This is a genomic window from uncultured Salinisphaera sp. (assembly GCF_964012375.1).
In the GTDB taxonomy this organism is placed as follows: Bacteria; Pseudomonadota; Gammaproteobacteria; order Nevskiales; family Salinisphaeraceae; genus Salinisphaera.
Map to the genome: position 1 here is coordinate 1 of NZ_CAXGSH010000060.1, position 23,351 is coordinate 23,351.

Sequence of the window (23,351 nt, forward strand, 5' to 3'; positions counted from 1 at the left end):
TGCCCAAGCCAATAACAAGCGGCACGGTAGCGAACACTGACGCCGATCAAGCGCGCAAAGCCCCAGCCCCGAAGGGGTTCGACCTCACAGACGTCGCGGCTGCGTTGCCAGGCTTGACCTGCCAATAAGGCGAGTGATGCGCCTGGACGCCCTGCCGCGCCGACTGTGAGGACTCGAACGCGATCCGCGCGAGGTGATGCAGAACTTCCTAGGGCCCGCCCGATTGCTCGTCCTGCTGGGCCTCGACTTCACGCATGCCGGGCACGAACAAACGCGCCATGACGATACCGATTTCGTACAACAGGTAGATCGGCACTGCCAGCAGGGTTTGTGAAATTACGTCCGGGGGCGTCAGCAGCATGCCCGCCGCAAAGGCCGCCACGATGATATAGGCCCGATAGCTGGCCAGTTGTCGCGGCGTGACAAAGCCGGCCCACACGATCAGGAAGATGCCGACCGGCAGCTCGAAGGCGATACCGAAGGCGAGGAACATGCCGAGCACGAAGTCGAGATAGGCCGAGATGTCGGTCATCACCGCGACCCCGGCCGGGGCCACCGAGATGAAGAAGCCGAACACCACGGGAAAGACCACGTAGTAGGCGAACGCCATCCCTAGATAGAACAGCCCGGTGCTGGAAATAAGCAGCGGCGTGACCAGACGTCGCTCCTGGGCATACAGACCGGGGGCGACAAACATCCAGACCTGATACAGCGTCCAGGGCAGCGAAACCGCCACGGCCAGCAGCATGGACAGCTTGAACGGGGCAAGAAAAGGCGCCGCCACCCCGGTTGCAATCAGGCTGTTGCCTTCCGGCATGTGCGCAAGCAAGGGCCCAGAAAGAAACGTGAACAGGTCACGGGCGAAATAAGCCATCGGCAGGAACACCAGCAGGATGCCGATGACAATGCGCAACAGCCGTGTGCGCAGCTCCAGCAGATGCGCGATTAGCGGTTGCTCTTCGCCTAGTTGATCGTCGCTCATGCGTTGCGTTCGTTATCGTTGGCGCGCGTATCCGCCTCGGATTTCCCGGTCGGCTCGGTCGGCTCACCAGTCGCATCGGCGACCGGATTGGCGCTGTCGCCGGCCTGAGTTGCGTCCGCCTTGGGCGCCTGCGTGTGGCGCGGCGCACGGTTGGCCTCGCGCGGATCGACTTTACGTACGGAATCGACGGTATCGCGCGTGCCCGCCTCGATCCGCTCGCGGGTGCGGCGGACTTCAGAACGCAGATCCTCGACGTTGACCTCGCGCTCGAGCTCGCTGGTCAGACCGCGTACATAGCCTTTCGCGCGCCCCACCCAGGTGCCCAGCGTGCGGGCCACCACCGGCAGCCGCTCCGGGCCGAGCACGATCAGGCCGATGACCGCGATGACGGTCAGTTCCCAGAAACCGATATCGAACATAGGGAGGGTCCGGCTGGATCAGTCCCGCGTGTCGTCGGTTTCGTTTTTCTGCGCGTTACGACGCTGCGCTTCTTCAACCGGACCGGTATTGGGTTTGGTCTTGCCCAGATCGTCGACCAGCTGCGGGTCTTCCGGACGCTTGCGTGCGTCCTGGGTCGTTTCGTCGTCCTTGTCGGCTTCGCTGTCCTTCATCGCGCCCCGGAAATCCTTGAGCGCCGAGCCCAGGTCGCCGCCCAGGTTACGCAGGCGCTTGGTGCCGAATATCAGCACCACGATCACCAGGAGAATAAGCAACTGCCAAATGCTGATACCACCAATCATGTCTACCTCGTTTCAATCAGTTAGCCGACGTATCGGCACGGCCGCGACCTGCTTTTTCCTCAATGCCCGACACCCCGAAGCGACGCGCCAGTTCCGTTTGAACCGCGCCGGCGTCCAGCCCACGCGCCTGCAGCAGCACCATGGTGTGGAACCACAGGTCTGCCACCTCATGCACCAGATGCGCATCGTCTGCCTCGGCGGCGGCTTCTACAACCTCGGCGGCCTCTTCGGTGATCTTGGCCGTGATGGCTGCTGTACCGCCTGCATAAAGCGACGCCGTATAGCTGCTGGCCGGATCGGCGTTGCGGCGCTTGGCCAGAGCCGTATCGAGCTGGGCCAAGATATCGGAATTACTCATGCAGACCGTACATTTCGCTGGGATCGACGAGCACCGGGTCGCGTGTGACCCAGCGGCCGTTGTCGTAAACCTGGAAAAAACAGGATTCGCGCCCCGTATGACAGGCGACGCCGCCGATCTGTTCAACGATCAGCAGCAAGGCGTCGTTATCGCAGTCCAGCCGCACCTCGCGTATGCGTTGAAGATTGCCCGACGACTCGCCCTTGCGCCAGAGCTTGGCACGCGAACGTGACCAATATGTTGCAAAGCCGCTTTCGAGGGTCGCTGCCAGCGATTCACGATTCATCCAGGCCAATGTGAGCACGCGATGGGTATCGTAAGCCTGGGTAATGGCCGGCACGAGGCCCTGCTCGTTCCAGGCGACCTGGTCGAGCCAGTCGGCCGATCGATCATCCGCGGGGTCTAAGGTTGTGTTGTCCTGAATCACGGTTGCAATGCTCTAAACTGTAGCTCGCCATCCTACGCTTTCGCCGATCGCAAACCCAGAGCAAAAAAAATTCAGGAGGCAGACCCGGCGCCTGGCGCGATCGCTCGGGCTTTCGGCCGCGGCCGCCGGATGCGGTGCGCGCACGCAAGGCGTGGTTTCTGGCAGGCTTTCGCAGGATCACCGCTTGGATGGACTACACTACCGCGCATGAAGATCATCATTCTGGGGGCAGGCGAGGTCGGCGCAACGCTGGCAGAAAACCTTGCCCACGAATCCAATGACGTAACCGTCGTCGATACCGACGAAGCCCTGTTGCGTCCGCTTCAGGACCGGCTCGATATTCGCGCCGTGCACGGCTATGCCGCGCATCCCGACATCCTGCGCAGCGCCGGCGCCAACGATGCCGACATGATCATCGCGGTCACCGCCGCCGACGAAGTCAACATGGTGGCCTGCCAGATCGCGTACACGCTCTTTCATACCCCGACCAAGATCGCGCGCATCCGTGCCGCGGAGTACCTGATCGAGGATCGGCTGTTCCATCAGGACGCGATCCCGATCGATATGAGCATCAGCCCGGAACAGCTGGTTACCGAACATATCAAGCGCCTGGTTCAGTACCCGGGCGCGCTGCAGGTGGTGGATTTCGCCGACGGCCAGGTCCAGGTGGTGGGCGTAAAGGCCTATTACGGCGGGCCATTGGTGGGCAAGGAGCTGCGTGCGCTGCGCGAGCATCTGCCCGAGGCGGATACGCGCGTGGTGGCCATCTATCGGCGCGGCAAGCCGATGATCCCGGAAGGCGACACCGTGATCGAAGCCGACGACGAGGTCTTTTTCGTGGCCGCGCGTCGCAACATCAAGAAGGTGATCGGCGAACTGCGCAAGATCGACCGCCCGGTCAAGCGGGTGATGATCGCAGGCGGCGGCAATATCGGTCTGCGGCTGGCCCTGGCGCTGGAGAACCATTGCCAGGTCAAGATCATCGAGAACAACCCCACGCGCGCTGCCTGGCTGTCGGAGAAGGTCAACCGCTCCATCGTGCTCAAGGGCGATGCCGCCAACGAATCGTTGCTGGTCGAGGAGAACATCGAATCGGTCGATGTGTTCTGTGCGATCACCAACGACGACGAAGCCAACATCCTCTCGGCGATGCTGGCCAAGCGTCTGGGCGCGCGCAAGGCGATGTCGCTGATCAATCGGCTGGCCTATGTGGACCTCATCGAGTCCTCGGGCACGCAGATCGACATTGCGATCTCGCCCAAGCAATCCACCATTTCCGCGCTGCTCGCCCATGTGCGCCGCGGCGACGTGGTACGCGTGCATACCCTGCGTCGCGGCGCCGCCGAGGCGATCGAGGCCATCGCCCACGGCGAGCGTTCCAACTCGCGCGTGGTGGGCCGGCGTATCGACGAGATCAAGCTGCCGCCGGGCACGACCATCGGCGCGATCGCACGCGGCGACGATGTGCTCATCGCCCACCACGATACGGTGATCGAGTCCGGCGACCACGTGATGTTGTTCATCATCGAAAAGAAGCATACCGCGGACGTGGAAAAGCTCTTCCAGGTCGGCGTGTCGTATGTGTAGCGCGGCGTTGCTTTCGCCCATCGTGCCGGTTTCGACCCCGCCTTCCGCCGTATGAAACTGTCGCTGAACTACTACTTCGCGGTCGTCCAGCGGGTGCTCGGTATCCTGCTGATGATCTTTTCCACGAGCATGCTCGTGCCGATGATCATGGGTCTGGCCTACGGCGACGGCGAAGCCGACGCGTTCGCCATCGGCTTCGTCATCACCCTGCTCACGGGCCTTGTCGCTTGGTTGCCCGTGCGCCACGTGCGCCGCGAACTCAAGATCCGCGACGGCTTTCTGGTGGTAGTGCTGTTCTGGCTGGTGCTGAGCCTGTTCGGCGCGGTGCCGCTGTATCTGGCCGAACGCCCGGATATCGGCGTAACGGACGCCGTGTTCGAAGCCGTCTCCGGCCTGACCACGACCGGGGCCACCGTGCTCGTGGGCCTGGATACCCTGCCCCACGCCATTCTGTTCTGGCGCCAGCTTCTGCACTGGATGGGGGGTATGGGCATCATCGTGCTGGCCGTGGCCGTGCTGCCCATGCTCGGCGTGGGTGGTATGCAGCTCTATCGAGCGGAAACACCCGGCCCGGTCAAGGATTCCAAGCTCACACCGCGTATTCGCGAAACCGCCAAGGCGTTGTGGTACCTCTACCTGTCGCTGACCGGCGTCTGTGCGCTCGTATTCTGGATTGCGGGCATGAGCGTCTTTGACTCGGTCAGCCACGCCTTTTCGGCCATCGCGACCGGCGGTTTTTCCAACCACGACCTGTCACTGGGCCACCACGACGATGCCATCATCGAGTTGGCCGCGATTATCGCCATGATCGTGGGCTCGATCAGCTTCGGCATGCATTTCGCGGTCTGGCGCAGCGCCAACCCGATGACCTACTGGCGCGACTCGGAAACCCGCACCTTCTTGATCATGGTCGTCGGCGCAACCCTGCTTGGCTGTGCCGTGCTGCTGATTGCCGGCACCTATGTGTCGCTGCCCAACGCGTTCATCAAGGCGATGTTCCAGGTGGTGTCAATCGGCACCACCACCGGTTTCACCACCACCGACTATTCGCTGTGGCCGAGCTTTCTGCCGATGTTCTTGCTGCTGGGCAGCTTCGTGGGCGGCTGCGCAGGCTCGACCACCGGCGGCATGAAGGTGGTCCGCTTCATTCTCCTGGCCAAGCAGGGCTCACGCGAGATCAGTCGCCTGGTCCATCCCAACGCGGAAATCCCGATCAAGATGGGCGGCAAGGTCATTCCCGACCGCGTGATTCAGGCGGTCTGGGGCTTTTTTGCGGTCTATATCACCGTGTTCGTGGCGATGTTTCTCATCCTGCTGTCCACCGGCCTGAGCGAACTCACCGCTTTTTCGGCGGTGGCCGCCTCGATCAACAACCTGGGCCCGGGCCTTGGGGAAGTTTCGTCCAACATGGCCGGCCTGCCGGGCCTGGCCAAATGGGTGTTGTGCATGGCCATGCTGCTCGGCCGTCTGGAGATCTTCACCCTGCTGGTGATCCTCACGCCGGCCTTCTGGCGCCGATAACCCAGCCTGTATCGGTACACTGGGCGTCATGGCGATGAAAGACCAACTCGAAAAGATGCTTGCCGCCGGCGAAGACAACGCCTTGCTGCGTTTTTCGCTAGGCGAACTGCTCTACAAGGAGGGCCACTACGCGGAAGCGGCCACCCATCTGGCCGAAGCGGTGGCCCACGACCCGGACTATTCCGCGGCCTGGAAGCTCTACGGCCGGGCGCTGGTCGAAGCCGGCGATATCACCGCCGGCCTGGACGTGCTCGAACACGGAATCACCGTGGCCGAGGCCCGGGGCGACAACCAGGCAGCCCGCGAAATGCAGGTCTTCGCCAAGCGTGCACGCAAACAACAGGCCACGGATAACTGATGTCGGTCTATACACGCGTAACCGAAGACGATCTACGCAGGCTGCTGGCCGACTATTCGATCGGCGAACTGGAGGATTTTCGCGGTATTACAGCCGGGATCACCAACACCAACTATTTTGTCGATACCTCTACCGGCCGCTGGGTGCTGACGCTGTTCGAACAGATGGATAACGGCTCGCTGCCGTTTTTCATGCAGCTGATGGATCACCTGGCCGGGCACGGGGTGCCCGGCGCCCATCCGGTGGCCCGCAACGACGGCGGCTTTCTTAGCCGTGTACAGAATCGCCCGGCCGCGCTGGTGTATCGGCTCGCCGGCGCGAGTATCGAAACGCCGAGCACCGGCCAGTGCGCATCGCTGGGCGGCGTGGTCGCGGAAATGCACCGCGCAGTGCGCTCTTTCGGCGAGGCCCAGCCCAATCCTCGCGATCTGGCCTGGATCGCCCAGGCGCGCGATCGGCTGGCCGAGCGGCTCGACGCAGACACCGCAGCCCTTCTCGACGACGAGATCGCCTTCCAGCGCGAGCGCGCGCGTACCACCTATCGCGGCCTGCCCGAAGCCGTCATTCATGCCGACATGTTTCGCGACAACGTGCTGTTCGAAGACGATCGCGTTTCCGGCGTCATCGATTTCTACTACGCCTGCCACGATTACCTGCTGTTCGATCTCGCGGTAATCTGCAACGACTGGGCCTTCGACGACGACGGGGATTATCGAAGCGGCCATTGGCAGGCATTCATCCGCGCCTACCATCGTCGTCGCGCGCTCACCGACGCCGAGCACGGCGCCTGGCCTGCCATGCTGCGTGCCGCGGCGCTGCGCTTCTGGGCCTCGCGGTTGATCGACTATCACTTCCCGATGGACGGCGACGTCACCCATATCCACGACCCGGGCCCGTTCGAGCGGCTGCTGCGCGCGCATCGCGAAGCGCCGCCGGCGCTTTTCGAAACACCGTGATCGCGCTCATTCAGCGCGTGACCCGCGCCGCGGTCGACATCGACGAAAACACGGTGGCGGCGATCGGCCCGGGCATACTCGCCCTGGTCGCCGCCCAACCCGACGACACCCCGGCCCAGGCCACCCGTCTGGCAGAACGCGTACTCGGCTATCGCATATTTGCAGACGAGCGCGGGCGCATGAATCACGGCGCGCTCGAAACCGGACGTGCAGTGCTGGCGGTACCGCAGTTCACCCTCGCCGCCGACACCCGGCGCGGCAACCGCCCCGGTTTTTCCTCGGCCTGCCCGCCCGAGCGCGCTCGCACGTTGTTCGACACCTTCCTGGACGCCTTGAACGCCCGCCACCCCGGGCTTATCGAACAGGGCGTGTTCGGCGCCGACATGCAGGTTTCGTTGCGCAACGATGGCCCGGTGACCTTCTGGTTGCAGGCATAGCCGACTACGCAGCAGCGCACGGCGACAGCCTCGGGGCGCGGCGTTCGCGTTGCCCAATCAATGGGCGTATTATTCCGCGTCTCGGGGTGATGGAAAGGCTCTATTCAGCCAATGAAGGCACGCAGCGCAACGATCGCACGCCAGACCGCAGAAACCGATATCCAGGTCACGCTGGATCTCGACGGCAATGGCGTATTCGCCGCCGAAACGGGCGTCGGCTTCTTCGATCACATGCTTCACCAGATCAGCCGCCACGGCATGATCGACCTCGACGTGCGCGCGACCGGCGACCTGCATATCGACGACCACCACACGGTCGAGGATGTCGGCATCTGTATCGGCCAGGCCTTGCGTGAGGCCGTGGGCGACAAGCGCGGCATCACCCGCTATGGCCATACCTACGTACCGCTCGACGAAGCGCTGTCGCGCGTGGTCATCGACTTGTCCGGCCGCCCGGGCCTGTTCTTCAGCGCGGACTTTACCCGCGACAAGATTGGCACCTTCGATGTGGAACTGGTGCGCGAATTCTTCCAGGGCGTGGCCAGCGCCGGCGCGCTGACCCTGCACATGGATGCGCTCAAGGGGCACAATGCCCACCATATAGCCGAAACCCTGTTCAAGGCGTTCGGCCGCGCCCTGCGCATGGCCGTATCGGCCGATGCCCGCAGCGGCGACAGCATGCCGTCCACCAAGGGCAGCCTCTAAACCCCTTTCTTCTTCGTACACGATCACACTATGGCAACCGTCGGCATCATCGACTACGGGATGGGCAATCTGCACTCGATTGCCAAGGCCTTGCGCTACGTCGCATCGGACGAGCAGATCGAGGTCAGCTTCGACCCGGACGTACTCGCGCGCATGGACCGGCTGGTATTGCCCGGCGTAGGCGCGATCGGCCACTGCATGGACGAACTGCATCGCCTCGAGCTCGACGACATGCTGCGCGAACAGCTCGGCAAGAAGCCGTTGATGGGCGTCTGCCTGGGCATCGAAGCGCTCATGGGCCATTCCGAGGAATCCGGCGGTGTGGAATGCCTGGGCGCCTTCCCCGGCGACACCGTGCACTTCGCCGCCCCCGATGCGCAGCCGGACGGCGTGCGCCGCAAGATTCCGCATATGGGCTGGAACCAGGTTCGCCAGGAGCGCCACCATCCGCTCTGGAAGGATATCGCGCCGGCCAGCTGGTTCTATTTCGTGCACAGCTATTACGTAGTGCCCAGCGACGAGCGTCATATCGCTGGCACCACCGACTATGGCGTGCGCTTTGCTTCGGTGATCCTGCGCCCGAACGTGTTCGCGGTGCAGTTTCATCCCGAGAAAAGCCAGTCCGCCGGCCTCCAGCTGCTGGCCAATTTTCTGGAATGGGACGGCGCCGCCTGAGCGCCCTTCGCAAGCATCCAGTCGTTTCGACCATTCAAGCCGTAGACGAGGATTATCGGCGTGTTACTCATACCTGCCATTGATATCAAGAACGGCCAGTGCGTACGCCTGCGCCAGGGCCGCATGGACGACGTCACCGTCTTCGACGAAGATCCGGTGGCCGTGGCCGAGCGCTGGCTCGCCGAAGGTGCGGATCGGATCCACGTCGTCGATCTCGACGGTGCCAAGGCCGGCTATCCGGTCAACGACCGCGTGATCGGCCAGATCGTGTCGGCCTGCGGCAACGTGCCCGTCCAGGTGGGCGGCGGCATCCGCGACGAGGCCGCGATCGAAACCTATCTCGAGCGTGGCGTGGAGTACGTCATCCTCGGTACGCGTGCCGTGTCGGAGCCGCACTTCGTGGCCGATGCCGGCGTGGAATTTCCGCGCCACATCATCGTTGGCCTCGATGCCAAGGACGGCATGGTGGCCACCGACGGCTGGTCCAAGCTGTCGAACAACACCGTCGCCGAAATGGCACAGCAGTTCGAGGACGACGGCGTGGTCGCGATCATCCATACCGATATCGGCCGCGACGGCATGATGCAGGGCGTCAACGTCGAAGCCAGCCGCGCCTTGGCCGCCGAACTCACCATTCCGGTGATTGCCTCCGGCGGCGTGACCCGCCTCGACGATATCGAGGCCCTGCTCACCGCCGAGGAAGACGGCGTGACCGGCGCGGTCATCGGCCGCGCGCTCTACGAGGGTACGATCGACCTCGCCGAAGCACGCAAGCTGGTCAACGACCGTCAGTCCAAGTCGAAGGGGTCCGCGTGAGCCTGGCCAAACGCATCATCCCCTGTCTGGATATCGACAAGGGCCGGGTCGTCAAGGGCGTCAAGTTCCTCGAGATCAAGGATGCCGGCGATCCGGTCGAGATCGCGCGGCGCTACGACCAGCAGGGCGCCGATGAACTCGTCTTTCTCGATATCACGGCAAGCCACGAAGACCGCGGCACGCTCATGGAAGTGGTCGAGCGCGTGGCCGGCGAGGTATTCATCCCGCTGACCGTCGGCGGCGGCGTACGGACCCTGCCCGACGTACGGCGCCTGCTGTCGGCCGGTGCCGACAAGGTATCGATCAACACGGCCGCGATCTCGGACCCCAATTTCGTGGCCGAGGCCGCCTATCGCTACGGCTCGCAGTGCATCGTGGTCGCGCTCGACGCCAAGAACGTGGCCCGCAAGGGCGAAGCGCCGCGCTGGGAAATCTTCACCCACGGCGGGCGCAAATCCACCGGTATCGATGCGATCGAATGGGCTCAGAAGCTGGTGTCGCTCGGCGCCGGCGAAGTGCTGCTGACCAGCATGGACAAGGACGGCACCAAGTCCGGCTTCGATCTCAAGCTCACCCGTGCCATCTCGGAAGCCGTGGACGTGCCGGTCATCGCCTCCGGCGGGGTCGGTAATCTCGAGCATCTGCACGACGGACTGGAAATCGGCGCCGCCGATGCCGTACTCGCCGCCTCGATCTTTCACTTCGGCACGTACACGATCCAGCAGGCCAAGGGTTATCTCGCCGAACGCGGCGTGGTCGTACGCGACCCGATCTACCGCTAGCGCCACCCGACGCCGGGTCGCCCTGTCTTCCCGGCGTCGGCGATTCAGCGCGACCCTCGTACCTGTTCTGGACGCGATCCGCCGACCCCTCGGCTCTAAAGACAGCGTGCCTGGACTTCCGGCTCGCCCGATGCGTTCGACTTGACTGCAAAAAGCGATCCTCAAGATGGGCCCAATGACCATCTGAGTGCGCCTGCTTCGATCGGCGTAATCTGCGGCCGCCCTTGTTGAAACGGTTTCGGAAGCCGGATGGATCGCTCGGTACGCAAGATCGGCCAGCGGGTGCACCCGAATCTGCCGCTCACGCATGCGCGTTTGTGCCGATTGCTTAAGCCAGCCGTAAGCTTGGGCGCTCGATACTTGGCTTGCTTGTATCACCACCGTCGGCGTATTCGATGAAGAACAATATCCTGGCTGCTGCCATTCTCGGCCTGTGTCTAGCGATTGGGCTGATCGTGGGCGGCAGCTATCTCAAGAGCGCGGCCATTCAATGGAAATCGGCCGAGCGCGCGGTCACGGTCAAGGGGTTGGCCGAACGCGAAGTACGAGCCAATCTTGCCCTATGGCCGCTACACTTCACGGTTACCGGCGACGAACTGGGCGCGGTGCAGGATCAGGTCAATCGCCAGGCCGACATCATCCGCAGTTTCTTGACCGATGCCGGCTTCAAGGCCGATTCGATCTCGCTCACATCACCTCAGGTGACCGATCGCTATGCCAACAGCTACGGCGACCAGCGCCCGCCGACGCGTTATTCCGCCGAAGCCACGGTGCTGGTACGCACGCCCGAAATCGACACGGTCAAGCAGGCCATGCCGCGCGTGGGCGAACTGGTCAGCCAGGGCGTGGTGCTCTCGCCCAACTATGAATATCGCACCGAGTTTCTGTTTACCGACCTGGAATCGATCAAGCCGGAAATGATTGCCCAGGCCACCGCCGATGCGCGCAAGGCCGCACGTCAGTTCGCGGAGGATTCGGGCAGTCAGGTCGGTGCCATCCGTTCAGCTTCCCAGGGCTATTTCTCGATTGAAGACCTGGACAGCTACACGCCGGACGTCAAGAAAGTTCGCGTCGTAACCACTATCGACTACGCGCTCGAAGACTAGGCAACGGCGGACACAAAAAAGCCCGGGTCGAAGCCCGGGCTTTGCTTTGCACATGGCAGTCAGTGCGCAGCTCGATCAGGTGGTCTGTTCTTCGTGCTTGCCTTCGGCGATCTCTTCGATCGTCTTGGCACAGAAGGCATCCAGATCATCCGGCGTGCGGCTGGTGACGAGCGCTTCGTCACAGACTACCTCGCGGTCCTCCCACTTGGCGCCCGCGTTCTGCAGGTCCGTCTTGATGGAGGGGAACGAAGTCACGGTACGGCCCTTGAGCACGTCGGCTTCGGCCAGCAGCCACGGTCCGTGGCAGATGGCGGAGACCGGCTTGTGCTGGGCGAAGAAATCCCGCACGAACTGCACGGCCTTGTCGTTCATGCGCAGGGTGTCCGGATTGGCCAGACCGCCCGGCAGCACGAGGGCGTTATAGTCCTTGGCCGATACCTGATCGACGGTCTTGTCGACCGGAATCGGATCGCCCTTGGGCTCGCCGCCGCTTTCGCCCTGGATCTTGCCGTTTTCGAGCGAAATCAGTTCGACCTCGGCGCCGGCGGCCTTGATCTCGTCCCACGGCTGGGTCAGCTCCGAATACTCGAAACCGTTCGTGGCCAGAAAGGCGACCTTCTTGCCTTTGAGTTCGTCGCTCATCACAACTCCAATTGGTTGGTAAATCAGTACACCACCGACTGTGCGGCTGGGCGCGATCGTTTCAACTCCGTAATGCTACCTACCGAACACGGGATACAAGGGGTCCCGATCAACCGCGGTCGCGTTCGAGCACCGCGTAATAGAAGCCATCGAAGCCGTGCATGCCCGGCGCGATACGCCGCCCGTGGCGTTCGGCAAAGCCCCAATGCGCATCGATGGTGAGCTCGCGCGCCGCGGGCGTGCGCTTGAGAAAGGCATCAATCACGTCGACGCCTTCGGCGCGCAGGATCGAGCAGGTGGCATAGACCAGCCGCCCGCCGGGGGCGAGCGTTTGCCAGAGGCCATCCAGCAACTGGGTCTGGCGCTCGGCCGCGGCCGCAATATCGGCCGGCCGACGCAGCCATTTGATATCCGGATGGCGCCGAATCACGCCGGTACCGCTACAAGGCGCATCGAGCAGGATGCGATCGAAGGCGCGGCCATCCCACCACTGATCGATCGCCGCGGCGTCGGCGGCCTTGACCTGCGCGCTGGTCCCCACCCGCGCCAGCGTTTCGTTGAGCGTGTCGAGCCGCGCGGGGTCGATATCGAGCGCGAGCAGATCGATATCGGCGCGTTCGAGCAGATGCGCGCTCTTGTTACCGGGCGCCGCACAGGCGTCGAGCACGTAATCGCCGGCGCGGGCGCCAACCAGGCCGGCGGCGAGCTGGGCGGCGCCGTCCTGTATCGAGAGGTCGCCGCTGGCAAAACCGGGCAGCTCGCGTGCCGGTATCGGCGTGTCGAGGGTGAATACGCTGTCGCATACGCGAGCCGCTTCGCTTGCGATCCCGGCCTCGGCCAGACGTTGCATCGCGACATGGCGATCGCAGCGCCGTGCGTTGGCGCGCAGGTGCATCGGTGCCGGCCGGTTGCCGGCTGCCAGCACATCCGGCCAGAGACGGCCCCAGTCGGTTTCAACCATGCGCACCAGCCAGTCGGGGTAGCCGTAGCGCACGCCCGGCGCGAGCTCGCCCGACTCGGTGTCTGCGCCCTCGCGCTGATGGCCCCGCAGAATGGCGTTGACCATGCCCCGCGCCTTGCCAAGCTTGAGCATCGCCGTCGCTGCCACCGTCGCATGTACGGCAGCATGCGCCGGAATACGCATGGCCTCCAGCTGCAACAACCCGACCAGCAACAGTGCCCGCAGCAGCGGCTGCGGCTTGCGCGACAGGCGCGGTGCCAGCAGGGTTTCCAGGCGGCGATAGTCTCGTAACACGCCGTAGGCCAGCGCCGAGGTCAGCGCCCGGTCGGCGCCGCTCATCTGCGGCGGCAGCTCCGACAGTGCCGCGTCGAGGCTGCGACGATCATTCATTACGGCCGAAACACAGCGTGCGGCCCAGCCGCGGGCGGCTGCGCCTTCCACCGGGGCCGGCTGCCTGTCGCGAGGTCGCGATTTACTCAAAACGCTGACCGACCCAGTCGCGCCCGTTGACCGCCGCGGCGGCGTCCATTCGCTTCTTGCCCGGCAGCTGCAGCTCCATGACCCGCAGGGTGCCGGCGCCGGTGGCGATATCGATACCTTTCGGGCTCGCCGCGACCACCGTCCCCGGTTCGCCGCTCGCGCCTGCGGCAGGAGCCGCCCGCCAGAAACGCACCGGCTGACCGTTCAATTGCGCATGGGCCACCGGCCAGGGCACGAAAGCACGCACCGCGCGCGCGATTTCGTCGGCGCCGGCCCGCCAGTCGATCGCGGCCTCGCCCTTGTCCAGCCGCCGGGCATAGCAGGCCTGGGCGTCGTCCTGCGTTTCACCGCTCACGCCCTGCTCGACGCGGCCGAGCAGTTCGGTAAGCTCGGTCGCGCCCAGCGCCGCAAGCCGGTCGTGCAGCTCGCCCGCGGTGGTGTCGCTATCGATAGGCACCGCCCGGCGCACGAGCATGGGCCCGGTATCCAGCCCCGCATTCATCTGCATGAGGGTCACGCCGGTTTCGCTATCGCCGGCGAGAATGGCACGGGCGATAGGCGCGGCGCCGCGCCAGCGCGGCAGCAGCGAGGCATGCACGTTGATACAGCCATAACGCGGCAGGGCCAGCACCTTCTTCGGCAACAGCAGCCCATAGGCGACCACCACCATCAGATCGGGTTCAAGCGCGGCGAGTTCGTCGAACGCCGCCTCCTTCTTGAGCGACAGCGGTTGTTGTACGGGCACGCCGAGTTCAAGCGCACGCTGCTTGATGGGCGATGCCGCGAGCTTGCGGCCGCGCCCGGCGGGCCGATCCGGCTGGGTGAGTACGCCGGTCAGACGATGCGAACTGGCGGCGATCGCGTCGAGACAGGGCAGTGCGAATTCGGGCGTGCCGGCAAAAACGATGTTCACGGGTTATGCGTCGCTTTCGGTCGCCGGTTGCTGGCGGGCCGCCTTGGCGAGCTTGCGGCGAATACGCTCGCGCTTGAGCCGTGACAGCTGGTCGATATAGAGCCCGCCGTCGAGATGCGCCAGCTCGTGCTGCACACACTGGGCAAGCAGGCCTTCGGCCTCCATCTCGTAGCGCTCGCCGTGGCGGTCCTGGGCAGCGAAGCGAACGCGGGCATAGCGTTTGACCTTGTCGTAGTGGTCCGGCACCGACAGACAGCCTTCGTCGACGGTTTCCAGATCCTCGGCGGATAGGATTTCCGGGTTGCACATCACGATCTGTTCGTTGCGCTCTTCCGAGCAGTCCATGACCGCCACGCGGCGCGTATCGCCGACCTGGGTCGCGGCCAGGCCCACGCCGGGTGCGTCGTACATGGTTTCGAACATGTCGTCGATAAACCGCGACAACGTTTCGTCGAAAACCGTGACCGGCTCGGTGCGTTCGCGCAGCCGCGGATCGGGGAAATGCAAAATCTCTAGAATCGCCATATTCTATCGGTGGTGTGCGTCACAAGTGGCCCGGCCATCAATAAACGATCTGACTGGCCGATAACGAAAAACACGTGGCATGGCACGTTAGAGCGCTATCGATCCGACAGGAAAACACTTTCCATATCGGCGCAATAGCGCGAGTATGCACAGGCAGGCGCGTCGCAGCCAGCGGCCGCTAAGCCTGCAAAAACAAATGCCGGGCAGAAGCCGGCATCTGTTTGTGCAGGGGTTGCAGGGCAGCTGAGCGTCAGCTGTCTTGGTATGGGGTCAATCATTGGGGGCGCGTCCTGGATGCGAGAGTATAACGATTTGAAGCAGGCCATGAAGTGTGCCGGCACCGGTCTGACCCTGGCCCTCGCGGCCGTCTTGAGCGGCTGCGCTCATCAAAAGGCCGAGCCCGAACTGGCCCCCGCCCCGTCCACGCCGCTGCCGGAACGCGCGGCGCCCGTCGTGCAGGAAAACACGGTCAACCAGCAGCTACGCGCGGATGCGCCGCTGCGCTATGTGGTCAAGAAGGGCGACACGCTCTGGGATATCGCGGGCTACTACCTGCGCGACCCCTGGTACTGGCCACAGCTGTGGTACGCCAACCCGGATATCGCCAACCCGCATCTGATCTATCCGGGCGATGTGCTCATTCTCACCCGCGACGCCGATGGCAACTTCCAGCTGCGTCGGGCCGGCACCAAGGTGCTCTCCCCGCGCATCCGTGAAAGCTCGCTGGAATCGATCGCCACCATACCCATGGATGCGATCCGGCCGTTCATTACCGGCCCGCGCCTGGTAAGTGCCGAAGAGCTCGCCGACGCCCCCTATATCGTGTCCTTCCTGGACGAGCACCTGGTCGGCGGCAAGGGCACCGTGAGCTACGTGCGCGGCGTGGATACACAGGGCCAGCATGACGGCCGATTCAGCCTCGTTCGCGATGCCGGCCCGTACAAGGATCCCGACACCGGCGAAATCATCGGCCAGCAGGCCGTGCCGGTGGGTGAAATCCAGATCATCGAACCCGGTCCGGTCGCCAAGGCCCAGATCACCAAGAGCTATCGCGAAGCGCTGGTGGCCGATCGGCTGCTGCCGCTGGAAACCGAGGATCTGGTGCGCGATTTCTATCCGCATGCGCCCGATCAACGCGTCGAAGGCCGCATCATTTCGGTTTACGACGGCGTATCGGCCATCGGCCAGTATCAGGTAGTGACCCTGAGCGTGGGCCGCAGCGACGGCATCGAACGCGGCCACGTGCTGGATATCTTCGAAGCCGGTCGCGTGGTGCTCGACCCGGTCAAGGGCGGCCAGGTGCGCCTGCCCGAACTCAAGTCCGGCGAGCTGCTGGTCTTCAAGACCGACGAACGGGTGAGCTTTGCAGTGATCATGCGCGCCGAGCGCGCGGTGCATATCGACGACTTCGTGCGCACGCCGGCGCGCTAGCGCCCGCGTGCGGGAATCGAGCCGGGCCATGATCCCGCGTGCCGAGCTGCAGCTGGCGTGTACGCCGGGCATCGGTGCGACCCTGGGCAGCCGATTGATCGACCATTTCGGCAGCGCCGAACGGGCGGTAGCGGCCGGCGAGCGCGCCTGGCGCGAACTGGGCGTGCCGCGTGCTGCCTGTGCCACCCTTGCGGCGGGCGACAACGCCCGCGTCGCCGAAACCGAGCGCTGGCTCGACGAGCCGAACCGTCATTTCATCACCCGCGCTCATCGCCACTATCCGAACGCGCTGGCCGAGCTCGATCCGGCCCCGCCCTGGCTGTACGGCGTGGGCGATACCGAACTGCTCAACTACCCGGCAATCGCGATCGTGGGCAGCCGCAACCCAAGCCCCGCCGGGCTGGAAGCAGCGCGCGAGTTCGGGCATGCGCTGGCAAGCGCCGGGCTCGTGGTCGTCTCGGGCCTGGCCCGGGGTATCGATGCCGCGGCCCACGAAGGCGCACTCGCCGCCGACGGCATGACCATCGCGGTCTGCGGCACGGGACTGGACCGCGTCTATCCGGCCATGAACCGGGATCTGGCCGAACGCATCGCCGCCCAAGGCCTGATGCTCTCCGAGTTCGGTCTGGGCACCGAGCCTGCCCGCGGCAATTTCCCGCGCCGAAACCGAATCATCGCCGGCCTGTGTACGGCCACGCTGGTGGTCGAAGCCGCACGCGCCTCGGGCTCGTTGATCACCGCAAGGATGGCCAGTGCCGCCGGGCGCGAAGTGTTCGCCCTGCCCGGCTCGATTCACAATCCGCTGGCGCGCGGCTGCCACCAGCTCATTCGCGACGGGGCCAAGCTGGTCGAGACTACCGAGCATATCCTCGAGGATATCGCCGGCGTGCTCGACGGCTATCGTCGGCCGGCTTCGTATCCGTCTGATCATGAAAGCGAAGACGCCGAAAACACCGCTGGAGCGCCGGCCGAGAACGACACGCATGCGGCCTTGTTGGCCGCTCTTGGCCATGGCCCGGCCCGGGTCGACGATCTGGTCGCCCGTACAGGCTGGTCGGCAGATGCGGTATCATCCAGTCTGCTCATCCTGGAACTGGAAGGTCGCGTCCAGGCCGGCCCGGGCGGTGCCTATACCTGCACCGTGTCATGATCGCGGGGCTGGATGAACGCTACGGTTCACATACGACGGATCTGCGCCGATGAACGAAAACCTGCTCGACGTGCTGCTCTATCTGTTCGAGAACTTCTCGCTGGCCGATGCCGAGCATATGTCCAGCGTGCGCGACGATCTGGGCGATGCCGGCTTCTTCGACGACGAGATCGACGACGCCTTTGCCTGGATTCGGGCCACCGATCCGGCCGGCCAGTCCATGGCCGACACCCCCAGCGACGACGCCATCCGCGTGTACGCCGAACGGGAAATGCAGGTTCTGGACGCCGAATGTCGCGGCTATCTCGAGGCGTTGCAGCAGGCCGGCGTGCTCAGCGCCACGGCCCGCGAGATCGTGATCGATCGGATGATGGCGCTGGCCGAGGATGCCTTCGAGGGCGCCGAGATCGAGCAGCTCAAGTGGGTGGTGATGATGGTGCTGTCGTCCAGCGGTCAGGACCAGGCCTACGCTCGCATGGAAGCGATGATCCATGCCGAATCCCCCGGCGCCAGCCACTAGCTACGCGCGCCGGTCCGATAAAGGCCCGAAACGAGCCTCGAACGAGCCGTCGCGGTTGACGCGCCTCGGTCGCGCATGCTTCAAAGGCTATGCTAGTGTGCAGCGCCCTGCGCATGAGTGCAGGCCTCAATCCTTAAATATAGCGTGAATCGATGAGTCGCAATCTCGTCATCGTGGAATCGCCGGCCAAAGCCCGGACGATCGAAAAATATCTCGGCAAGGACTACGAGGTGCTCGCCTCGTATGGCCATGTGCGTGACCTCGTGCCCAAGGAAGGCGCGGTCGATACCGAGCACGACTTCGCGATGCGCTACGACATCATCGACCGCAACGCCAAGCAGGTCGACAAGATCGCCCGCTCGCTCAAGAAGTCGGACGCCCTGCTGCTGGCCACTGACCCGGATCGCGAAGGCGAAGCTATTGCCTGGCATCTGCTGGAGCTGCTGCGCGAACGCGGCCTGCTCGAAAACAAGGAAGTCGCCCGCGTGGTCTTTCACGAGATCACCAAGAAAGCGGTCGGTACGGCCGTGGCCAACCCGCGCACCATCTCGGACGACCTGGTCAACGCCCAGCAGGCACGTCGCGCGCTCGATTACCTGGTGGGTTTCAACCTCTCGCCGCTGCTCTGGCGCAAGGTCCAGCGTGGCCTGTCGGCCGGGCGCGTACAGTCGCCTGCCCTGCGCCTGATCTGCGAGCGCGATGCCGAGATCGAAGCCTTCGTGCCCCAGGAATACTGGAAGATCGAAGCCCAGGTCGAAAAGGACGCCCAGCCGTTTACCGCGCGCCTGTCGCAGCTGGACGGCGAAAAGGTCGAACAGTTCACGGTCAACAACCAGGGCAGCGCCGATGCGGCCCTGGAAACGCTCACCAGCGCCGCCCAGGGCCAGCTGCGGGTGGTCAAGGTCGATCGCAAGCAGCGCAAGCGCAACCCGGCACCGCCGTTCACCACCTCGACCCTGCAGCAGGAAGCCGCGCGCAAGCTCGGCTTCACCGCCAAGCGCACCATGCGCACGGCCCAGAGCCTGTATGAAGGTGTATCCATCGACGGCGCCGAGGCGACCGGCCTGATCACCTACATGCGGACCGACTCGGTCAGCCTGGCCGCGGACGCGGTCAGCGAACTGCGCTCGATGATCGGCAAGCGCTACGGCGACAAGAACCTGCCCGACGCGCCGCGCAGCTTCAAGACCAAGTCCAAGAACGCCCAGGAAGCGCATGAGGCCATCCGCCCGACCGAAAGCGCGCGCATCCCGGACGAAATCAAGTCGAACCTGACCAGCGACCAGGCGCGTCTTTACGAATTGATCTGGCAGCGCACCGTCGCCAGCCAGATGATGCATGCCCTGTTCGATACCGTCTCCGCGGATCTCGCCGCCGGCGACGACGCGAAGCATCTGTTCCGTGCCTCGGGCCGCACCCTGCGCGAGCCGGGCTTTCTTGCCGTGTACAAGGAAGGCAAGGACGACGACAAGGGCGACGACGACGCCGACAAGCGCCTGCCGCACCTGGAAGAAAACGAGCTGCTCAAGCTCGCCGAGATCGTGCCCACCCAGCATTTCACCGAGCCGCCGCCGCGCTTTACCGAAGCCGCGCTGGTGAAAACCCTGGAGGAATACGATATCGGTCGGCCTTCGACCTATGCCTCGATCATTTCGACGCTGCAGGATCGCGAATACGTCGAAATGGACGGCAAGGCGTTCATGCCCACGCCGCTGGGCAAGATCGTCAACAAGTTCCTCACCGACCACTTCACCCGCTATGTGGACTACGAGTTCACCGCCAACCTCGAAGACCGGCTCGACGCCGTCTCGCGTGGCGAAGAGAAGTGGCAGCCGTTGCTGAGGGAATTCTGGGATCGTTTCTCCGAGCAGATCGAATCCAAGCAGGACCTGTCGCGCGAGGAAGTCGCCCAGGCCCGCGAGCTCGGCACCGACCCCAAATCCGGCAAGCCGGTTATCGTGCGTATCGGCCGCTTCGGGCCGTTCGTGCAGATCGGCTCCAAGGACGACGAGGAAAAACCCAAGTTCGCCGGCCTGCGCAAGGGCCAGGACATGGACAAGATCACCCTCGACGAGGCGTTGTATCTGTTCAACCTGCCGCGTGATCTGGGCGAAACCCCCGAGGGCGAGGAAATCCAGGTCAATATCGGCCGCTTCGGCCCCTATGTGCGCTTTGGCAAGAAGTTCGCGTCGATCAAGGAAGACGACCCGTACACCATCTCCAAGGAACGCGCGCTCGAGGTCATCGCCGAAAAGAAGGAAGCCGACGCCAAGAAGCTGATCAAGCACTTCGAGGCCGAGGGCATCAAGGTCCAGCACGGCCCGTTCGGCCCGTACATCACCGATGGCAAGAAGAACGCCAGCGTGCCCAAGGATCAGGAGCCGGCCGACCTCACCCTGGAACAATGCCAGGAGATCATCGCCAAGGCGCCGGAGAAGAAAAAACGCGGGCGCAAGGGCGCGGCTGCGAAAAAGGACAGCGCAAAGTCCAGCGCCAAATCGACGACGAAGTCGAGCGCCAAGACCGCCAAGAGCACCACGGCCAAGAAAAACGGCGCGGCCAAGACTGCGACCAAGGCCAAGAGCACGGCCAAGGCGGCCCCCAAGAAAACAGCGGCCAAGAAGGCGCCGGCCAAGTCGAGCACGAAATCCGCCGGCAAGGGCGACGCCTGAGTCGTGGCTGCCTGATTCGACCGAATATCTATGAGCCGTCATCCCCAGCGCGCCGGTGTGCGCGTGAGTGCCCATCGCCTGCGCCGCGCTGCGCGTATTCTTCATGATGGCGGCGTGGTTGCCCATGCCACGGAAGGCGTCTGGGGGCTGGCCTGTGACCCGTTGGACCCGGCGGCCGTACTGCGACTGCTCACGATCAAGCGTCGCGAGATCGATCGGGGCCTGATCGTGATCGGCGCCGACAGCGACCAGCTTGCGCCCTTCGTCGCCGCCGACGCGGCCCAGGCATGGAATCGTGCCACCCAAAGCTGGCCGGCGGCTCTGACCTGGCTGTTGCCCGCCGCCGACGATACGCCCTGGTGGCTGACCGGCGCGCACGACACCATCGCCCTGCGCCAGACCGCCCATGCCGACAGCGCCGCGCTGTGCCGGGCCTTTGGCGGCGCCCTGGTTTCGACCAGCGCGAACGTCAGCGCTCGGCCGCCGGTCCGCAACAGCTGGCAGGCGCGAGCGCGCTTGAGTCAGCCGCATGACGGCGTCGACATGATTCTGGGCGGCGTACCGGATACGCCCGGTCGCGCCAGCACCATTCGGGATGCGCGCACCGGCGACACCCTGCGCGGAGGCTGAGCATGAGCGCCGATAGCATCGATTCCGATCGCGTTATCGCCTGGTTTCGCGAGCTGCAGGACCATATCTGCCAGCGTCTCGCGGCGTTCGAGCCAGCGCTGGATTTTCATATCGACGCCTGGCAGCGCCCGGCCGGCGGCGGCGGCGACACCCGCGTACTCGCCGACGGCGACACCTTCGAACGCGCGGGCGTGAATTTCTCGCGGGTCACCGGCGACAACCTGCCGGCCTCGGCTTCCGCACGCCGCCCCGAGCTTGCCGGCCGTTCGTTCATTGCCACCGGCGTGTCGGTGGTGATTCACCCGCGCAATCCCTATGCGCCCACCGCGCACGCCAACGTGCGTTTTTTCGTTGCCGAAAAAGACGGCGAGGACCCGGTGTGGTGGTTCGGCGGCGGCTTCGACCTGACGCCCTATTACCCCTTCGAAGAAGACGCGATTGCGTGGCACGAGGCCGCGCGCGATGCCTGTGCGCCGTTTGGCGACGATCTCTATACCCGCTTCAAGGCCTGGTGCGACGAATACTTCTATCTGCCGCACCGGGAAGAAACCCGCGGCGTGGGCGGCCTGTTCTTCGACGATTTCGACGAGCTCGGCTTCGAGGACAGCTTTGCGTTCATACGCAGCGTCGGCCAGGCGTTTATCGATGCCTATGTGCCGATCGTCGAGCGTCGGCGTGACCACGCCTACGGCGAGCGTGAGCGCGACTTTCAGCTCTATCGGCGCGGGCGCTATGTCGAGTTCAACCTCGTCTACGATCGCGGCACCCTGTTCGGCCTGCAATCGCGCGGGCGTACCGAGTCCATCCTGATGTCGATGCCGCCGCTGGCATCGTGGCAATATGGCTACAAGCCCATACCCGGCAGCCCCGAAGCCGCGCTCTACGAGGATTTTCTTCGCCCTCGCGACTGGCTCGGCGAGAATTAAGCCGTAAGCCGGTCGAAGGATGAGATTCGTCACGCGATGCATATCACGCTCACCGAACTGCGCTATCTGATCGCGCTCGACAAGGAACGCCACTTTGGCCGGGCCGCCAAGCGCGCCTTTGTGAGTCAGCCCACGCTGTCGGTGGCGGTCAAGAAGCTCGAAAGCGAGCTGGGCGTCACCGTATTCGAACGCAATCGCGGCGAGGCCCGGGTCACGCCGATCGGCCGCCGCATCATCGAACAGGCCTATCGGATTCTGGGCGAGGTCAGCGCACTGGAAACGGTGGCCGAACAGGGCCGCGACGAGCTCAAGGGACCGCTGCGGCTGGGCGTGATCTATACCGTCGGCCCTTATCTGCTGCCACACCTGATTCCGGCACTGCGCGAAAGCACGCCGGACATGCCGCTGATCATCGAAGAAAACTTTACCGGCGCGCTTACCCAGCAGCTGCGTAACAACGAACTCGACGCGGTAATCGTGGCCATGCCCTACGAGGTCGGCGGTTTGGCAAGCTGGCCGTTGTACGACGAGTCGTTCGTCGTGGTTATGCCACAAACGCACCGCTGGACCCGGCGCGACGAAATCGATGCCAACGAACTCGCCGAGGAGGATCTGCTCCTGCTCGGGCCAGGGCACTGTTTTCGCGATCAGGTGCTCGCGCTATGCGAGGACTGTCGCGACCGCGAGCGCGAACGTCAGCCCCATTCCGGCTCCAGCCTGGAAACCATTCGTCACATGGTCGCCAGCGGCCTCGGCGTGACGGTACTACCGCGCTCGTCGATCCCCGGCCTGTCGGAAGAGTCGCGCCTGCTGGAAACACGCCCCTTTGCCGGCGATGCGCCCATGCGCCGTATTGCCATCGCCTGGCGCAAGAGCTTTCCCCGCCCGCGTGCGATTACGGCCCTGCACGATGCCGTCATGCAGTGCGACCCGAGCGGGGTTACGCTGCTGCCCGACGCGGTGGCCGTCAACGTCGACGACGACACGCCAGCGAACTAAGGAAGCTCTGCATAAACCTCTCACGGATCGCGTTCGAGTCCTCACAGACGGT

At 64.3% G+C, this 23,351-nt stretch carries 26 protein-coding genes; 17 read left to right on the forward strand and 9 right to left on the reverse strand.

What is annotated here, in order from left to right; genetic code table 11:
* Nucleotides 1–208: 208 nt before the first annotated feature.
* Genes tatC through hisI form a run of 5 tightly spaced genes read right to left on the reverse strand, consistent with a single transcriptional unit; the run spans nt 209 to nt 2,507 of the window.
* Complete coding sequence (gene tatC / locus ABNU97_RS11375; protein WP_348766827.1) at nt 209–982, reverse strand: twin-arginine translocase subunit TatC; 774 nt, start codon at nt 980–982, stop codon at nt 209–211.
* Nucleotides 979–1,401 carry a Sec-independent protein translocase protein TatB gene (tatB, locus tag ABNU97_RS11380; protein ID WP_348766828.1) on the reverse strand — a complete coding sequence of 141 codons (423 nt, stop codon included), beginning with the start codon at nt 1,399–1,401 and terminating at the stop codon, nt 979–981. Before tatB ends, tatC begins: the two co-directional genes overlap by 4 nt.
* Before the next feature lie 18 nt (nt 1,402–1,419).
* Nucleotides 1,420–1,722 (reverse strand): twin-arginine translocase TatA/TatE family subunit, encoded by a 303-nt coding sequence (tatA, locus tag ABNU97_RS11385; protein ID WP_348766829.1) that lies wholly within the window; start codon nt 1,720–1,722, stop codon nt 1,420–1,422.
* A 16-nt stretch (nt 1,723–1,738) separates the two neighbouring features.
* Entirely contained in the window at nt 1,739–2,080 is a 342-nt protein-coding gene (locus tag ABNU97_RS11390; RefSeq protein ID WP_348766830.1) for a phosphoribosyl-ATP diphosphatase, read from the reverse strand.
* Nucleotides 2,073–2,507: a phosphoribosyl-AMP cyclohydrolase gene (gene hisI / locus ABNU97_RS11395; protein WP_348766831.1), complete on the reverse strand. Its 435-nt coding sequence runs from the start codon at nt 2,505–2,507 to the stop codon at nt 2,073–2,075. The genes ABNU97_RS11390 and hisI overlap by 8 nt, the downstream gene beginning before the upstream one ends.
* A 207-nt stretch (nt 2,508–2,714) precedes the next feature.
* Here hisI and trkA point away from each other — a divergent pair, with 207 nt between their 5' ends.
* The 10 genes from trkA to ABNU97_RS11445 all read left to right on the forward strand — a co-directional run bounded on the left by trkA (nt 2,715) and on the right by ABNU97_RS11445 (nt 11,450).
* Nucleotides 2,715–4,094 carry a Trk system potassium transporter TrkA gene (trkA, locus tag ABNU97_RS11400; RefSeq protein ID WP_293624581.1) on the forward strand — a complete coding sequence of 460 codons (1,380 nt, stop codon included), beginning with the start codon at nt 2,715–2,717 and terminating at the stop codon, nt 4,092–4,094.
* A gap of 51 nt (nt 4,095–4,145) precedes the next feature.
* Nucleotides 4,146–5,615, forward strand: coding sequence for a TrkH family potassium uptake protein (locus tag ABNU97_RS11405; protein WP_348766832.1), 1,470 nt, complete (start codon nt 4,146–4,148; stop codon nt 5,613–5,615).
* A 34-nt stretch (nt 5,616–5,649) separates the two neighbouring features.
* Complete coding sequence (locus ABNU97_RS11410; RefSeq protein WP_348766848.1) at nt 5,650–5,973, forward strand: tetratricopeptide repeat protein; 324 nt, start codon at nt 5,650–5,652, stop codon at nt 5,971–5,973.
* Nucleotides 5,973–6,929, forward strand: a complete 957-nt coding sequence (locus tag ABNU97_RS11415) for a homoserine kinase (protein ID WP_348766833.1) — start codon at nt 5,973–5,975, stop codon at nt 6,927–6,929. The genes ABNU97_RS11410 and ABNU97_RS11415 overlap by 1 nt, the downstream gene beginning before the upstream one ends.
* Nucleotides 6,926–7,366, forward strand: a complete 441-nt coding sequence (gene dtd / locus ABNU97_RS11420; protein WP_348766834.1) for a D-aminoacyl-tRNA deacylase — start codon at nt 6,926–6,928, stop codon at nt 7,364–7,366. Before ABNU97_RS11415 ends, dtd begins: the two co-directional genes overlap by 4 nt.
* A gap of 111 nt (nt 7,367–7,477) precedes the next feature.
* On the forward strand, nt 7,478–8,071 hold the full coding sequence (hisB, locus tag ABNU97_RS11425) for an imidazoleglycerol-phosphate dehydratase HisB (RefSeq protein ID WP_348766835.1): 594 nt from the start codon (nt 7,478–7,480) through the stop codon (nt 8,069–8,071).
* Between the two features lie 30 nt (nt 8,072–8,101).
* The gene (gene hisH / locus ABNU97_RS11430) at nt 8,102–8,746 is read left to right on the forward strand and encodes an imidazole glycerol phosphate synthase subunit HisH (RefSeq protein ID WP_293624589.1); all 645 of its coding nucleotides are present in this window, start codon (nt 8,102–8,104) and stop codon (nt 8,744–8,746) included.
* A gap of 60 nt (nt 8,747–8,806) precedes the next feature.
* Nucleotides 8,807–9,562 (forward strand): 1-(5-phosphoribosyl)-5-[(5-phosphoribosylamino)methylideneamino]imidazole-4-carboxamide isomerase, encoded by a 756-nt coding sequence (gene hisA / locus ABNU97_RS11435; RefSeq protein WP_293624591.1) that lies wholly within the window; start codon nt 8,807–8,809, stop codon nt 9,560–9,562.
* Nucleotides 9,559–10,344 carry an imidazole glycerol phosphate synthase subunit HisF gene (hisF, locus tag ABNU97_RS11440; protein WP_348766836.1) on the forward strand — a complete coding sequence of 262 codons (786 nt, stop codon included), beginning with the start codon at nt 9,559–9,561 and terminating at the stop codon, nt 10,342–10,344. Before hisA ends, hisF begins: the two co-directional genes overlap by 4 nt.
* Nucleotides 10,345–10,739: 395 nt before the next feature.
* Nucleotides 10,740–11,450 carry an SIMPL domain-containing protein gene (locus ABNU97_RS11445; RefSeq protein WP_348766837.1) on the forward strand — a complete coding sequence of 237 codons (711 nt, stop codon included), beginning with the start codon at nt 10,740–10,742 and terminating at the stop codon, nt 11,448–11,450.
* A 75-nt stretch (nt 11,451–11,525) separates the two neighbouring features.
* Here the strand turns inward: ABNU97_RS11445 and ABNU97_RS11450 are convergent, their stop codons facing one another.
* The 4 genes from ABNU97_RS11450 to def all read right to left on the reverse strand — a co-directional run bounded on the left by ABNU97_RS11450 (nt 11,526) and on the right by def (nt 14,971).
* Nucleotides 11,526–12,092: a type 1 glutamine amidotransferase domain-containing protein gene (locus ABNU97_RS11450; RefSeq protein ID WP_348766838.1), complete on the reverse strand. Its 567-nt coding sequence runs from the start codon at nt 12,090–12,092 to the stop codon at nt 11,526–11,528.
* Nucleotides 12,093–12,201: 109 nt separating this feature from the next.
* Nucleotides 12,202–13,494, reverse strand: coding sequence for a 16S rRNA (cytosine(967)-C(5))-methyltransferase RsmB (gene rsmB, locus ABNU97_RS11455; RefSeq protein ID WP_348766849.1), 1,293 nt, complete (start codon nt 13,492–13,494; stop codon nt 12,202–12,204).
* A 31-nt stretch (nt 13,495–13,525) separates the two neighbouring features.
* Nucleotides 13,526–14,446: a methionyl-tRNA formyltransferase gene (gene fmt / locus ABNU97_RS11460; protein ID WP_348766839.1), complete on the reverse strand. Its 921-nt coding sequence runs from the start codon at nt 14,444–14,446 to the stop codon at nt 13,526–13,528.
* A 3-nt stretch (nt 14,447–14,449) separates the two neighbouring features.
* Nucleotides 14,450–14,971: a peptide deformylase gene (def, locus tag ABNU97_RS11465; protein ID WP_348766840.1), complete on the reverse strand. Its 522-nt coding sequence runs from the start codon at nt 14,969–14,971 to the stop codon at nt 14,450–14,452.
* A gap of 312 nt (nt 14,972–15,283) precedes the next feature.
* Between def and ABNU97_RS11470 the strand changes: the two genes are divergently transcribed.
* From ABNU97_RS11470 to ABNU97_RS11500, 7 genes are all read left to right on the forward strand, one after another.
* Entirely contained in the window at nt 15,284–16,402 is a 1,119-nt protein-coding gene (locus ABNU97_RS11470; protein WP_348766841.1) for a LysM peptidoglycan-binding domain-containing protein, read from the forward strand.
* Between the two features lie 28 nt (nt 16,403–16,430).
* Nucleotides 16,431–17,552, forward strand: coding sequence for a DNA-processing protein DprA (dprA, locus tag ABNU97_RS11475; RefSeq protein ID WP_348766842.1), 1,122 nt, complete (start codon nt 16,431–16,433; stop codon nt 17,550–17,552).
* A gap of 49 nt (nt 17,553–17,601) precedes the next feature.
* Nucleotides 17,602–18,072: a DUF494 domain-containing protein gene (locus tag ABNU97_RS11480; protein ID WP_348766843.1), complete on the forward strand. Its 471-nt coding sequence runs from the start codon at nt 17,602–17,604 to the stop codon at nt 18,070–18,072.
* Nucleotides 18,073–18,224: 152 nt separating this feature from the next.
* Nucleotides 18,225–20,744, forward strand: a complete 2,520-nt coding sequence (locus ABNU97_RS11485) for a DNA topoisomerase I (protein ID WP_348766844.1) — start codon at nt 18,225–18,227, stop codon at nt 20,742–20,744.
* Between the two features lie 30 nt (nt 20,745–20,774).
* Nucleotides 20,775–21,374, forward strand: coding sequence for an L-threonylcarbamoyladenylate synthase (locus ABNU97_RS11490; RefSeq protein ID WP_348766845.1), 600 nt, complete (start codon nt 20,775–20,777; stop codon nt 21,372–21,374).
* 2 nt (nt 21,375–21,376) lie between these two features.
* The gene (gene hemF, locus ABNU97_RS11495) at nt 21,377–22,300 is read left to right on the forward strand and encodes an oxygen-dependent coproporphyrinogen oxidase (protein WP_348766846.1); all 924 of its coding nucleotides are present in this window, start codon (nt 21,377–21,379) and stop codon (nt 22,298–22,300) included.
* A gap of 36 nt (nt 22,301–22,336) precedes the next feature.
* Nucleotides 22,337–23,299: a LysR substrate-binding domain-containing protein gene (locus tag ABNU97_RS11500; protein WP_348766847.1), complete on the forward strand. Its 963-nt coding sequence runs from the start codon at nt 22,337–22,339 to the stop codon at nt 23,297–23,299.
* The last annotated feature ends 52 nt before the right edge of the window (nt 23,300–23,351 follow it).

Excerpts from the sequence above, each read along its gene's own strand:
- tatC (WP_348766827.1), bottom strand. The coding sequence starts at position 982 with ATGAGCGACGATCAACTAGGCGAAGAGCAACCGCTAATCGCGCATCTG.
- tatB (WP_348766828.1), bottom strand. The coding sequence starts at position 1,401 with ATGTTCGATATCGGTTTCTGGGAACTGACCGTCATCGCGGTCATCGGC.
- tatA (WP_348766829.1), bottom strand. The coding sequence starts at position 1,722 with ATGATTGGTGGTATCAGCATTTGGCAGTTGCTTATTCTCCTGGTGATC.
- ABNU97_RS11390 (WP_348766830.1), bottom strand. The coding sequence starts at position 2,080 with ATGAGTAATTCCGATATCTTGGCCCAGCTCGATACGGCTCTGGCCAAG.
- trkA (WP_293624581.1), top strand. The coding sequence starts at position 2,715 with ATGAAGATCATCATTCTGGGGGCAGGCGAGGTCGGCGCAACGCTGGCA.
- ABNU97_RS11405 (WP_348766832.1), top strand. The coding sequence starts at position 4,146 with ATGAAACTGTCGCTGAACTACTACTTCGCGGTCGTCCAGCGGGTGCTC.
- ABNU97_RS11410 (WP_348766848.1), top strand. The coding sequence starts at position 5,650 with ATGAAAGACCAACTCGAAAAGATGCTTGCCGCCGGCGAAGACAACGCC.
- ABNU97_RS11415 (WP_348766833.1), top strand. The coding sequence starts at position 5,973 with ATGTCGGTCTATACACGCGTAACCGAAGACGATCTACGCAGGCTGCTG.
- hisB (WP_348766835.1), top strand. The coding sequence starts at position 7,478 with ATGAAGGCACGCAGCGCAACGATCGCACGCCAGACCGCAGAAACCGAT.
- hisH (WP_293624589.1), top strand. The coding sequence starts at position 8,102 with ATGGCAACCGTCGGCATCATCGACTACGGGATGGGCAATCTGCACTCG.
- ABNU97_RS11445 (WP_348766837.1), top strand. The coding sequence starts at position 10,740 with ATGAAGAACAATATCCTGGCTGCTGCCATTCTCGGCCTGTGTCTAGCG.
- ABNU97_RS11450 (WP_348766838.1), bottom strand. The coding sequence starts at position 12,092 with ATGAGCGACGAACTCAAAGGCAAGAAGGTCGCCTTTCTGGCCACGAAC.
- def (WP_348766840.1), bottom strand. The coding sequence starts at position 14,971 with ATGGCGATTCTAGAGATTTTGCATTTCCCCGATCCGCGGCTGCGCGAA.
- dprA (WP_348766842.1), top strand. The coding sequence starts at position 16,431 with ATGATCCCGCGTGCCGAGCTGCAGCTGGCGTGTACGCCGGGCATCGGT.
- ABNU97_RS11480 (WP_348766843.1), top strand. The coding sequence starts at position 17,602 with ATGAACGAAAACCTGCTCGACGTGCTGCTCTATCTGTTCGAGAACTTC.
- ABNU97_RS11485 (WP_348766844.1), top strand. The coding sequence starts at position 18,225 with ATGAGTCGCAATCTCGTCATCGTGGAATCGCCGGCCAAAGCCCGGACG.
- ABNU97_RS11490 (WP_348766845.1), top strand. The coding sequence starts at position 20,775 with ATGAGCCGTCATCCCCAGCGCGCCGGTGTGCGCGTGAGTGCCCATCGC.
- hemF (WP_348766846.1), top strand. The coding sequence starts at position 21,377 with ATGAGCGCCGATAGCATCGATTCCGATCGCGTTATCGCCTGGTTTCGC.
- ABNU97_RS11500 (WP_348766847.1), top strand. The coding sequence starts at position 22,337 with ATGCATATCACGCTCACCGAACTGCGCTATCTGATCGCGCTCGACAAG.